Origin of the sequence: Geminocystis sp. CENA526, assembly GCF_050753365.1 — a bacterium.
GTDB lineage: Bacteria > Cyanobacteriota > Cyanobacteriia > Cyanobacteriales > Cyanobacteriaceae > Geminocystis.
In genome coordinates, this window is the sequence record NZ_JBLZFY010000105.1 from 1 (window position 1) to 13,324 (window position 13,324).

Consider the following 13,324-nt stretch of genomic DNA (forward strand, 5'->3'; position numbering starts at 1 on the left):
AAAAAGATCCTACCTAAGACGAGTGGGGGGAGAGGGGGAAGAGAGTTGAGAGGAGGATTAAAAAATATCAATTCCCTCTGATTCTTCTTTCTCCATTTCTCATTCAGTATTGAAAATTCAGAATTGGTTAAAAGAAAATATCGCCCAACGCATTGGGGTTAAGGCTTCCCAAGTTGACATCTATCAACCTTTTATTAACTATGGGTTAGATTCTTTACAAGCGGTTAGGTTAACAGGAGAGTTGGAAGACTGGCTAGATTGTCGTTTGTCTCCCACTCTCATTTACGATTACCCCAATATTGCGGAGTTATCTTACTATCTAGTCAGGGAAAAAAATAGTGAGGAGGAAGGTATAACAGAAAAAAAATCAACACAGTTAACGGAAAAAATTGCTATCGTTGGTATGGCGTGTCGTTTTCCTCAAGCTAATAATTGTGATGAGTTTTGGCAATTATTACAACAGGGTAAGTCTGCAGTTCGATCGAGCCAGAGAGCTAATATAAAATATAGTGGAGGTTATATCGATAATTATGACCAATTTGATCCACAATTTTTTGACATTTCTCCTAGGGAAGCTGTTAATATTGATCCACAACAAAGGATTTTATTACAAGTTACCCATGAAGCCATCGAAAATGCTAATATTTCTCCTGATAGTCTGAATGGTAGCGATACGGGAGTTTTTATCGGCATCAGTAGTAGTGATTATGCCCAACTTCAGGTAAAAAATGCTTGGGATGTGAATGTTTATACTGGCACAGGTAACGCTAGTTCGATCGCATCTAATCGTATATCCTATAGTTATAATCTATTAGGAAAATCTTTAAGTGTTGATACGGCTTGTTCTTCTTCTTTAGTTGCTATAGACTTAGCAGTTAATAGCATCAAAAATGGTGAGTGTAGTCAAGCCATTGTCGGAGGGGTGAATCTTATCCTTTCTCCTGAGTTAACACAAACCTTTGAAAAGGCAGGAATGATGGCGCAAGATGCAAGATGTAAAACCTTTAGCGCGCAAGCCGATGGTTATGTGAGAGGAGAAGGTTGTGGAGTTGTTATCCTTAAACCCTTAAATCAAGCTATACTCGATCGAGATAACATCTTAGCAGTAATTTACGGCACTGCTGTCAATCAAGATGGAAAAAGTAACGGGTTAACTGCGCCTTCGGGTAAAGCGCAACAAAGAGTCGTCAAAACCGCATGGGAAAAAGCAGGAATTACCGAAGATAAGATTAATTATATCGAAGCGCACGGCACTGGCACAGCATTAGGTGATCCTATTGAGCTAAATTCCCTCAGTGAGTTATTATTATCTCGTCAGCATGAAGAATTGTCTCCTGTGTGGGTAGGCTCAACAAAGACAAATATCGGACATCTGGAGGCGGCGGCAGGAATCGCAGGATTAATCAAAACTGTGTTAGCTTTGCGTCATGAAGTTATCCCTCCCTTAGTTAACTTTACAAACCTTAACCCCTATATCAATATCAATCATAGTCGCATCCAAATTCCGACAGAATCTATTACTTGGCAAAAATCTTCACAACCTCGCTTTGCAGGAATTAGCTCCTTTGGCTTTGGTGGCACGAATGCCCATGTTATAATCGGTGATGAGGAGAATGGAGAATGGAGAATTAATAATGATTCCCTTATTCCCTCTCAACTATTAACTATTAACTATTCACTATTCACTATTAGTGCGCAAAGTGAGTCGGCATTATCAGACTTAGTGACTCGTTATCGGGATTTCTTAGAAACGGCAAAAGATGAGGAGTTTGCTAATATCTGTTATACCTCTAATATCGCTCGATCGAGCCTAAAATATAAACTAGCTTTTGTCGGCAAAAATAAAGACGAAATCTTATCTCAATTAAAAGTAAAAGAAAACAAGATAGTAGAAAATAATCAAATTGCCTTTTTATGCACAGGGCAAGGATCACAATATAGTAAAATGGGAGAAGATTTATATAAGACTTCTTCCTACTTTAAAAACATAGTCGATTATTGTGAGCAAATATTAAATCAATACCTTGATAAACCCCTCACGGAAATTTTATTTCAAGAAGAAAATGCCGACTTATTAAATCAAACTATTTATACTCAACCAGCCTTATTTGTTATCGAATATGCCTTAGCAAAATTATGGTTAAGTTATGGTATTCAACCATCTATTATAATGGGGCATAGTGTCGGAGAATATGTCGCCGCAACTTTAGCAGGAGTTTTCAGCTTAGAAGATGGTTTAAAATTGATTGCTTATCGAGGAAAGCTGATGCAAACTTTACCCCTCGATGGTGGAATGTTGTGTTTATTTACCTCTTTAGATAAGGTAGAAAAATTAATTAATCCCTATAACAATCAAGTCGAAATTTCTGTTATCAATGGAGATAACAATATTGTTATTTCTGGTTATAACCATATTTTAGAAGCAATAATAATTGAAGCAGAGAAACATAATATCAAATCGAGAAAGTTAGCAGTGTCTCATGGTTTTCATTCCTTCTTGATGCAACCAATTTTGACTCAATTTAAGGAAATCGCCGAGACTATTGATTATAACTTACCTCAACTTCCTCTTATTTCTAATGTCACAGGAGAGGTAATTAATGAAGAAATCGCTACTGCAAAATATTGGGTTAATCATGTGATGAAACCTGTCAAATTTGCTGACAGTATCGCCTATTTAAAAAACAATGGTTATCAAATTTTATTAGAAATTGGGGCAAAGCCAACCCTCTTGGGTATGGCAAAATATTTATTACTAGAGGGAGAGTATATCTATTTACCTAGTCTCGAAAAAGACTCCCCCTTTCAGACTTTATTAAAGAGTTTAGCTACTTTATATGAGTTAGGCTTTAAAATTAATTGGAGTAATTTTCATCAAGATAACCCCTCTTTAGAAAAAGTACAATTACCAAATTATCCTTGGCAAAATAGTCGTTATTGGTTAGGAGAAGAAAATAGCAACTCCTCTAGTTTGACATCTAACTTAAGCGATGATTTGTTATATCAAATAGAATGGGAAAAAGTAACGAGTTTTCCTGTGACTTCTTCTTCTCAACAAACTTATCTAATTTTTAGCAATAATCCCCTAACAGAAAAGTTAGCCGAAGATTTAATCAATCAAGGAAACAAAGTTTATTTAGTCTATCAAGGAGAAGAATATCGTCAAGAAAATAATTGTTTTTGGTTAAGCAATAAATTAGAAGACTATCAATTATTATGGCAACATTTTGAGGATTCAAAACCCTCCTCAATCCTCCTTAACAATGGGGAAAATCAAAGAGAAAATTCTTTTGTTAATACTAGCAATGATAAAAGCCTAGACTTAGGGGAGAGAGTTAACAATAATTATCTTTCAATTATCAATTCTTCCTCATCAAATCTTCATTCTTCACTATCCACTATTCACTATTCACTATTCACTATTATCTATGGTTGGGGTTTAGGCAACCAAGAGGAAAAAGAAACTATCAACTTGAAAGAGAGTAACTATTTAGGGTGTCTTCCTGTTATCAACTTACTGCAAAGTTTGGTAATGATTTCCTCACAACCTCGATTATGGTTACTAACTAATCAAAGTCAATGGGTAACTCAACAAGAAAAAATTAATCCTCAAGGGGGAAGCCTCTGGGGGTTAGGAAAAGTTATCGCCTTAGAACATTCAGAATACTGGGGAGGTATCATTGATATTGAAATGGATAACCTTGCCTCCTCGTCTTCTATTCTCCAAAAAATTCTACTCACTATATCCCCCCTTAATCCCCCCTTTGTAAGTGAATCCCCCCTTAATCCCCCCTTAGTAAGGGGGGAAGGTGAAAAGATGTTAGCGATTCGAGGTAAAAATGTCTTCTCCCCTCGTTTGCGACACACACAAAAAGATAGTCTAACTAATAATATCCCCTCCGAGAAAATTTCGATCGAGCCCTCCTCTAGTTATCTCATTAGTGGGGGGTTGGGTGCGTTGGGAATCCAGTGCGCAAATTGGTTAATTCGTCAAGGGGCAAAAAATTTAATTCTCTTATCTCGTCGTCAACCTTCTATAACAATACAAAAACAATTAGAGGCATGGCAAAAACAAGGAGTTAATCTTTATCTCCCTCAAGTGGATGTCACTAATTATGAGGAATTAAAGACAGTCTTTGAATATATCAAAACAAATCTACCTCCTCTCAAGGGTATCATTCACAGTGCTGGAGTTTTAGCCGATGGTATTTTAACCACCCTCTCTGTTGATAAATTAGAAATGGTAATGTCTCCTAAAATATTGGGCGCTTGGCATTTACATCAACTCTCCCTTGATTTTTCTGTTGACTTTTTTGTCAACTTTTCTTCTGTCGCTTCTTTGTTGGGTTCGGCAGGACAAGGAAATTATAGTGCAAGTAATGGTTATTTAGACAGTTTTGCTAGTTATCGTCACAGTTTAAATCTGAGTTGTTTAACTATCAACTGGGGGGCGTTTGATATTGGCATGGCGGAAGCAAAACAACATTCTTTGACGGCTTCGGGTATGGAGTTAATCAATATCCATGATGGTATCGGGTTGTTAGGAGAATTAATTAACTATCCCGTCACGCAATTAGGAGTAATGAAGATGAATTGGGCAAAAATTGCTCAAAAATTCCCTAATTTACTAACTTCTTCCTATATTCAAGATGTTATCCCTCAATCTGTGGAAAACACTCCTAATAATCTTTTTGTGGAATTAACCCAAGCCGATAAGGAAGAAAGAGAGATACTATTAGTTGATTATCTTACCAAGTCGATCGAACTTATTTTAAACTTTAACGGACATATTAACCCCGATGATAATTTAATTGACTTAGGGATGGATTCATTAATGGTGATGGAGGCGATTAACAACCTAAAGACAGACTTACAGTTAATGTTATACCCCCGTGAATTTTATGAGCGCCCGACTATTTCGGCTTTGGCTTCTTATTTGAGTCAAGAATTTACTATTACTCATAACTCGTCTTCTTCCCCCTCTCCCCTCTCTTCCCCCTCTCCCCTCTCCTCCCCCTCTTCCACCTCTTCCCTATCTTCCCTTTCGGTGGAAAATATCAACTATGCTAAAGAGAAAGTAAACCCCCAGCCTATAGCTTTTATTTTATCAAGTCCTCGATCGGGTTCTACATTATTAAGGGTAATGTTAGCAGGAAATCCATATCTGGTTTCGCCTCCAGAGTTACATTTATTGCCGTTTACTACCCTCAAGGAAAGACAACAACAACTAGAAACCTCTCATCTTGACGAGGGTTTGCAGCGCACTTTGATGGATTTAAAAGGTATCACCGCCGAGGAAAGCGAGACTTTAATTAATCAGTGGGTAGAAGAAAATTTATCTATTGCTGATTTATACAAAATTTTGCAGGAATTGAGTGGCAATCGTCTTTTAGTCGATAAGTCTCCTACCTACGGCATAGAAATGGCTACCCTGCTTCATGCTGAAAAAATGTTTAGTAATGCTAAATATATCCATTTAATTCGTCATCCCTACTCGGTTATCGAATCCTTCGCCCGTTTGCGCATGGATAAACTGCTAGGATTAACTCATCATGGCAACCCCTACGAAATTGGGGAGACGATTTGGCGCAAAAGTAATGAGAATATTGTTGACTTTACGTCACAATTAGATTCTTCTAGGGTTTATCAAGTATTTTATGAAGACTTGGTGACAAATCCTGAAGGGATTATGAGGGAAATGTGCGAGTTTTTAGAAGTGCCTTTTTCTGAGTCTGTTTTGAATCCCTATCAAGGCAAGAGAATGACTGACGGGGTGCGCAATGAGTCTATGGCGGTGGGTGATCCTAATTTCCACTCTCGTTCTACAATAGATGCTACCCTAGCAAATCATTGGCGTAAAGTAAACCTACCCCTCTTGCTTAATCCTGTCACAACAAAATTAGCTCATGATTTTAACTATACTTTACCTTGTAACGAAAACTCGATCGAGCTGGAGATGTCAGAAAAATTTATCAAAGTGGGAGATTTAAACTTATGTGTTTGCACTTGGGGAAATCCAGATCATCCTTTAATTGTTCTCGTTCATGGTATCCTTGATCAAGGTTATGGTTGGGATATGGTAGCTCGATCGATGGCACAAAAAGGCTATTATATAGTAGCCCCTGATTTAAGAGGGCATGGTAAATCTGATCATATAGCTAAAGGTTGCTCTTATAATTTACTAGATTTTGTTGCCGATTTAGATAGCTTAACTAATCAAATCACGGATAAACCCTTCATGATAGTGGGGCATTCTCTAGGTACAATGATAAGCAGTGTTTTTGCGAGTATGCGCCCTCAAAAGGTAAGTAAGTTAGTGTTAGTTGAGCCTATTTTACCTGTGGAAACGACATCTTCTAACCTTGTCAATCAATTAGACTATCTGACGTCGCCTCCAGTTTTGCCTATTTATACAGATGTGGAAACAGTAGCGCAACGATTATTAACTACTACCCCCTCCCTTGATAAAAATTTTGCTTTACAATTAGCACAACGTATCACTAAACCAGTGGAAAATGGGGTAACTTTTACTTACTCTCCTTTGTTAACAACTCGTGCAGGTATTGTTAATAGTATCCCCCGTCAACAATATTTAGAGATACTATCTAGTCTAACCCTACCGTTAACTATTATATACGGCGATCGAAGTAACTTTAACCGTAGGGAGGATTTGGCGGCACAACAATTAACGATGCCTCAAGCAAGAAAAATTGTATTAGAAGGAGGGCATAATTTGCATTGGGAAAAACCGTTTGAGGTAGCTTCTGCTATTTTATAAAATGTCATGGGGGGAGACAAAGCAAAGGAGTAATTTTTGTGTTAATTTTACCCCTCTTAGATATTAACTGATTTTTGGGTATTTGTGTCTTTGCGTGACAAAACATTCTTCCTATTAGACATCTCCAGAAATAAAAAATTAAATCAATTTAGATATTGAAATTGTTAAATTAATATAGTTTATCATCATTTTCAATCGGGTAAAAATAATTATTGGAGAAGTCTATTATCATTGCGAGGTAATTGAGAGTTTTTTTGGCTTACGAATCACGCTAACCCAACTTACAAATTCATCAATTTTTAGTTAAATTAATTTTCAAATCAGCAAATTTATTGTCTAAATTTTCATTTCTACGCACCCGAATTAGATAATAACCTTGACTTGTCATCTTTTCGGTATTTTGTTTTAATTGACTTAGTTGAAAAAAGCTAATCGGTAAACTACATCGATCGTAAACTGTGATATAAATATCATAGGTTTTTAAAGTAAATTCATCGACTTCAATAGTTAATGATTCTCCTTTGTCTAAATAATCATAGAAAAATTCCGTATCCGTTGCACCAACAGGTAAAAACTCATTTTTGACAAAAGATTCTGGTAAATATTTGCGATACTTAAAAATTGTATAAATATAATAGTGTATCGCTGAAAAATAAAAGTTTTTACGGTTAATTAAACTCTCATAATAATTGTTACTATCATTAGGTATTTCTTGAGCTAATGTGATAATTTCACCATCCACTTTTACTTCGGGTAAGACTAATTTATCATAATAATTATAGTATCTTAAACCAATAGTATATTTTCCTTTTTTGAGATTAATAGAATGAGTCTCATCTTGAGAATTAACTTGATTAGATTCGATCGAGGTGATAGTTTTATAGTTAGGAAAATCATAGAAAATAGCAATCCATGATTTACAGGAATTGTTAGGGGATTTTAAGTCAATACTTAACTCATTATCTACAGAAAAAGGTCCTAATGTACCAATAATAGCATGGGTATTCCAACGAGGAGCTTTTGTCATTAATACCCCTAAATTGAGGGAGGAAGAAACTAAATTATTATCAATAACTCGCCATTGTTTAGATTTTTTTTTGTTAAAAATTAGATATAAAGTATATAAATTTCCGATAAAAAATTTGTTGATTTTAGCAAAGATAAAAGATAGTAAAGCAAGAGGAATTTCCAGAATAAATGACGACTTACTCATATTTTTTTGTGGAATGTTAATAATTGATATTACATAGTTTGCTTGAAGATAAGAAAGCTATTAAAATCCTTAAAACTCTTCCCTTTTCCCTTTTCCCTCTTCCCTACCTTCATCAAAAGACTTTTTCAGCAGACTCTAATTAAGATTTTTTCCATCCCTCAATAACCCTTTGTTTACCCCTTGCGATGGCAAGTGAATCATTTGGTACATCATGGGTAATTACAGAACCTGCACCCACCGTAACATCTTTGCCAATGGTGACAGGAGCTACAAAGACACTATTAGAACCTGTTTTAGTTCGATCGCCGATGATGGTAGGATGTTTATTAACACCATCATAATTAGCGGTAATAGTACCTGCACCGATGTTGACTTGATTTCCTAAAGTAGCGTCTCCTATATAGGATAAGTGGGCGATATTGGTTTTATTGCCGATCGAACTTTTTTTAATTTCAACAAAGTTACCCACTCGACAATTTTCCCCTAATTCTACACCGCCTCGTAAATGAGCATAAGGACCTATTTTTGTATTTGTTGATACTTTACTATCACTGATGACGGAATATAAAACGGTGCTATTATCTTCAATGATACTATTATCGATCAAACAACCCGGTCCTATTTTGCATCCTGCACCAATTACTGTATTTCCTCTGAGGTGAGTTTGAGGTTCGATCGTGACATCCATGCCTAGTTGTACAGTTTCATCAATGGTGATACTATCAGGATCAATCATGGTAACACCAGCTTTCATCCATGCTTCTTTTACCCTTGCTTGTAAAATATCATAGGCTACCGCCAGTTGACATCGATCGTTAATACCGCTAATCTCAGAATGATCAGGTACATCTAAAGCCATGACAGGATTGAGAAAATCCACTACTTCTGTGAGATAATACTCCTGTTGATCATTGTTAGTAGTTAATTTAGGCAATGCTTCTTTTAAACTTTGCCAATGGAAACAGTAAACCCCGGCATTGATACGGTGATTTTGTTTTTGTGCGTCATTACAGTCTCTATCTTCTACAATTTGAGTAACTAAATTATTCGCATCGCAGAAAACCCTACCATAACCTTTTGGCTTGGGTAAATGCGCCGTTAATAGGGTAGCAGAATTGTTATGTTTTTGATGAGTTTTGACTAATTCTTCAATGGTTTCGGGGCGCAATAAGGGTACATCACCATTTAAAACAATCAAATCTCCTGTAAAATCTTCTAAATAGGGAACTAATTGCATGATAGCGTGACCTGTCCCTAATTGCTCTTTTTGTTCGACAAATTCGACTTCAGGCAAATGATTAATGGCATTTTCGATTTTATCTCCCTCGTAACCAATAATAACAAGAGTTCGATCGGGCTTGACAGTATTACAAGATTCGATCGCTCTTTCCACAAGACTTTTGCTTCCTAGGGGGTGTAAAACCTTCGGAAGTTTTGATTTCATTCGAGTGCCTTTTCCGGCGGCTAGAATTGCGACTGCTAACATGAGATGATTTGATTTTCGTTCATGTTTGAGTATATCTTAAGAGGGACTAACAGGGATAGATTTTTTTTCTCAAGAGTCTAGTTTTGCGCTTAAAAATCGATCTAAATTCGCTAAATCTCGATCGATATTAATATGATGATAATGACCATTTTTTATCAATAAATCTTTAACTATATTTCCCTGCCCTGCCATTATTTCTAACAATAAAAAACCGTTTTTCACTAGGTAGTTGGGAGCATTATTAATTAATTCTCGAATATCGTTTAAGCCATCTTCTCCTCCATCTAAAGCCATTTTCGGTTCATGGTTCACTACTTCAGGCTGTAATTCTAATACCATTTTTGAAGGGATATAGGGAGGATTAGAAATGATACCGCTAAAGCTATTTTTAAGCTCATTAATAGGGTTAAACCATGAGCCATGATAAAATTTAATTCTGTCAAAAAAACCTAATTTAAGAGCATTTTCTTGGGCAATTTTTAAGGCTTTTTCGCTTTTATCCACTGCATAAATTGTCGCTTCTGGAAAAACATCTGCCAAAGCAATGGCGATGGCACCGCTTCCTGTGCCTAAATCTAACCAGTTACCCGATCGAAATTGAGGATATTCTATAGTTAATTGTACCGCTCGATCAATAATTAATTCTGTTTCGGGGCGAGGAATCAACACATCGGGAGTTACTTTCAAAGTAAAATTACGCCAATGACATTCACCAATTAAATATTGAATAGGACACCTTTTTTCGACTCTTAATGTCCATAATTTTTGTAATTCTTCGAGGGATATTTTACTATTTATTTCTTGATTTTTAAAAACACTATTTAGTTTTAAATCTAGTTTATCAATAGTAGTTAATTCTGTTAAAAAATATTCTAATTCAAATAAAGGAATATTATGTTCGATCGAATCTTTTTTAGCTGTTTGATACCAGTTAAACAATACTTGATTAGGAATGGAAAAATTAACCATTTCAGTTAATAACAGAAAAAATTTGATTAGCCGTTAATTTTAAGTCGGGAAAAGTAGGAGAAACAATTAATTTATCATCTCGAAATTGTTGTAAATTATATTCACCATCCACTAAAATATAAAGAGAGATAGTCGGCAGTTTTTCTTCACCAATATATCGTTTTCCTCCTAATCCTAAATAATCCACAATCCAATATTCTTCAATGCCTAACGCTTCATAATCGACTAATTTATGTCCATAATCATCACGCCAATTTGTACTTACGACTTCTACCACTAATTTGACGCTTTTACCTTCAGTAATAGTCGATCGTTTTTGCCAAAAAGGTTCATTTTTTAACTGGACACTATCCACCACAATGACATCAGGAGAATAACCAGATTTATCACTATCAATAGGCTTAATAATTGCCTGTCGGGGGATAATATAAGAAGTTTTAAATTCTCTAATTTGTGCAAAAAATTCTCCTGCTAAAAAACCAGCAATTTGTTCATGAGTTCCAGTGGGTTGCATTTCTACCATTACTCCATCATATAATTCATAACGACCATAACCATCGGGATAAATTTCCCAAAATTGTTCTAAGGTAATTGATTTTGTAAAAGTTTCTACGGTCATATTTTGTACCTATAATATTTAAGAAAATAAGGGTTTTATCAAGTTCAGATGTCACTTAGAAAACAAAATCCGTATTTTAATTATAACTGAATAAGGGTTGAATATTATTCAACCCCTACAAACCTATTGAAATCCTAACTTCTGTTTAAATAACCTGTTCAACTTCTGCAATTTCGGGGATATATTCTCTTAAACGGCGCTCAATTCCCATTCTAAGAGTCATAGTAGAACTAGGACAAGAACCACAAGCACCTTGTAATCTTAATTTTACCGTAGGTCCGTCAATTTCTACTAATTCCACATTACCACCATCTGCCATGAGGTAAGGACGTAATTCGTCTAATACTTGTTCTACGTTTTCGTTGGTTAATGCTAAAGACATAATTGATCATAATTACTAAGGTCTAATATTGTTAATTATACCTAGTTAGGACTTGAATCGATCGAACTGGGATAAAGTTATCTCAAATTTGTAGGTTAACAGGATTTAACCAACGGGAAATTTCACGATGAAGGTTATATAAATCTCTCGAAAAATTATCTTTAAACCACTTGCCAATGATGTCTATGGAGTCGAAAATATCTCCTAATTGCCAGTCTATATCTTGCCCTAGGGGTGTTAAATGATTTCCTTGTAGGGTTAAAGTAGAAACCATATTAGGGAATAAATTGGTTAATATAGGTTGTAATGTGGTAGTTTGATCGATCGAATCGTTATTGAATTTAACTAATAAATTACGGCGAATGCGGTAATTTTCTTTAACAATAACTTTAGTTTCTTCGGGGCAGGGAGTAAATTCAAACTCTAAATTAGTATCTATTTGCCAATAGTTTTTAAGGTTACTTTGTAGGGATGGAATGATATTTTCAGCGAAAGGAATAGCTTGTTTTAAAGGATAATTATTAAAGGAAATAAAAATATTTCCAGCCCTTTCTACCTCAAATAAACTGCCGATTAAAAGATGTAACTTACAGCCCATACTATGCCCTAAACCGTAAATAGGAAGGCATCTTAATTCTATACCGAATCGATTTTCTAAACGAGAAAGGATATTTTCTAAACGATTTTGAACATTGACTGCGATCGATTTATGATCTAAAGTATTAAGAAAAGAAGTAGCGATAATAATATATCCTTGTTTTGCCAAATTTTCTAATAACCAACGATAAGTAAGATTAGGTGCAGTAGCGAGAAAAGCACCACCTAAAAAATGAATAATACCACGAGGATTATTAGGAATTAAAACCCAACTACCAGAAAATTCTTGCCACTCCATAATCATTTTCAAATTATTATTTGTACATTGATAATTATGATTTTTATAGTAACATTATTCTCAAGGTTTTTAATTCATTTATTGATTAAATATCAGTGTTACCAAATAAAGTAATAATTTTTTGAGGTTCGATCGAACTGTGCAAACTTTGGCAATCGAACTCCTCCTATTCTGTCATTGCGAGGCAACGAAGCAATCTCAAACGAACTCCTCCTATTTTGTCATTGCGAGGCAACGAAGCAATCTCAAAAGCTCGATCGCTCTTCTGCGGCTCTGCTCGATCGAGCCATGACAAAAAAGTTAGAATTGTATAATAAAATCAAATAAACTCTATTTCAATGTCAGAAATAACTGCTAATTATGATGAATCATGGAAAGAGGTGATAGGAGATTATTTTGAATCCTTTTTAATCTTCTTTTATCCCGATATTCATAGTAAAATTAATTGGGAAAAAACACCGATTCCTCTCGATAAAGAATTAGAACAAATTACGGCATCTGCCGAAACAGAAACTCGTCATGCCGATAAACTTTTTCAGGTATGGTTATTAGATAATCAAGAAGTGTGGTTATTAATTCATATAGAAGTACAAAGTCAATATGATAAACAATTTCCCCAAAGAATGTTTATCTATAATTATCGAGCTTTTGACCTGTATAATAAACCAGTAATTAGTTTAGCTATACTAGGAGATGATAGCAAAAAATGGCGACCTAATTCTTATGAATACGGATTAGGAAAAAGTAAATTAAAACTAGAATTTTCGATCATTAAATTACAAGATTATTCATGGGAGGAATTAGAGCAAAGTAACAATATATTTTCGATCGTAGTAATGGCACATTTAAAAACGAAAGCCACTACCAGTAATTTATCAGAAAGGGAACAATGGAAATGGAATCTATCCCGTTTACTTTACGAAAAAGGTTATAACAGAAAAGAAATAACCGATTTATACAAAGTCATTGATTTAATGATGAC

At 35.1% G+C, this 13,324-nt stretch carries 8 protein-coding genes; 2 read left to right on the top strand and 6 right to left on the bottom strand.

What is annotated here, in order from left to right; all coding sequences use genetic code 11:
* Window positions 1-109 precede the first annotated feature (109 nt).
* Window positions 110-6,778, top strand: a complete 6,669-nt coding sequence (locus ACN4EE_RS19155) for an alpha/beta fold hydrolase (protein ID WP_431708092.1) — start codon at window positions 110-112, stop codon at window positions 6,776-6,778.
* A gap of 292 nt (window positions 6,779-7,070) precedes the next feature.
* Here ACN4EE_RS19155 and ACN4EE_RS19160 read toward each other — a convergent pair whose 3' ends face one another.
* The 6 genes from ACN4EE_RS19160 to ACN4EE_RS19185 all read right to left on the bottom strand — a co-directional run bounded on the left by ACN4EE_RS19160 (window position 7,071) and on the right by ACN4EE_RS19185 (window position 12,342).
* Entirely contained in the window at window positions 7,071-7,991 is a 921-nt protein-coding gene (locus ACN4EE_RS19160; RefSeq protein WP_431708093.1) for a DUF6208 family protein, read from the bottom strand.
* A 139-nt stretch (window positions 7,992-8,130) separates the two neighbouring features.
* On the bottom strand, window positions 8,131-9,477 hold the full coding sequence (glmU, locus tag ACN4EE_RS19165; RefSeq protein ID WP_431708094.1) for a bifunctional UDP-N-acetylglucosamine diphosphorylase/glucosamine-1-phosphate N-acetyltransferase GlmU: 1,347 nt from the start codon (window positions 9,475-9,477) through the stop codon (window positions 8,131-8,133).
* Between the two features lie 69 nt (window positions 9,478-9,546).
* Window positions 9,547-10,446, bottom strand: coding sequence for a peptide chain release factor N(5)-glutamine methyltransferase (gene prmC, locus ACN4EE_RS19170; RefSeq protein WP_431708095.1), 900 nt, complete (start codon window positions 10,444-10,446; stop codon window positions 9,547-9,549).
* A gap of 1 nt (window position 10,447) precedes the next feature.
* Window positions 10,448-11,065 carry a Uma2 family endonuclease gene (locus tag ACN4EE_RS19175; RefSeq protein ID WP_431708096.1) on the bottom strand — a complete coding sequence of 206 codons (618 nt, stop codon included), beginning with the start codon at window positions 11,063-11,065 and terminating at the stop codon, window positions 10,448-10,450.
* Between the two features lie 145 nt (window positions 11,066-11,210).
* Window positions 11,211-11,447, bottom strand: a complete 237-nt coding sequence (locus tag ACN4EE_RS19180) for a NifU family protein (protein WP_066120670.1) — start codon at window positions 11,445-11,447, stop codon at window positions 11,211-11,213.
* Window positions 11,448-11,529: 82 nt separating this feature from the next.
* Entirely contained in the window at window positions 11,530-12,342 is an 813-nt protein-coding gene (locus ACN4EE_RS19185; RefSeq protein ID WP_431708097.1) for a DUF1350 family protein, read from the bottom strand.
* Between the two features lie 338 nt (window positions 12,343-12,680).
* Between ACN4EE_RS19185 and ACN4EE_RS19190 the strand changes: the two genes are divergently transcribed.
* Window positions 12,681-13,324: RpnC/YadD family protein (locus ACN4EE_RS19190; protein WP_431708098.1), on the top strand; the 644-nt coding region annotated here is incomplete at its 3' end.

What these genes read in the sequence shown, in the direction of transcription:
- ACN4EE_RS19160 (WP_431708093.1), bottom strand. Translation starts at nt 7,991, where the DNA reads ATGAGTAAGTCGTCATTTATTCTGGAAATTCCTCTTGCTTTACTATCT.
- glmU (WP_431708094.1), bottom strand. Translation starts at nt 9,477, where the DNA reads ATGTTAGCAGTCGCAATTCTAGCCGCCGGAAAAGGCACTCGAATGAAA.
- prmC (WP_431708095.1), bottom strand. Translation starts at nt 10,446, where the DNA reads ATGGTTAATTTTTCCATTCCTAATCAAGTATTGTTTAACTGGTATCAA.
- ACN4EE_RS19175 (WP_431708096.1), bottom strand. Translation starts at nt 11,065, where the DNA reads ATGACCGTAGAAACTTTTACAAAATCAATTACCTTAGAACAATTTTGG.
- ACN4EE_RS19180 (WP_066120670.1), bottom strand. Translation starts at nt 11,447, where the DNA reads ATGTCTTTAGCATTAACCAACGAAAACGTAGAACAAGTATTAGACGAA.
- ACN4EE_RS19185 (WP_431708097.1), bottom strand. Translation starts at nt 12,342, where the DNA reads ATGGAGTGGCAAGAATTTTCTGGTAGTTGGGTTTTAATTCCTAATAAT.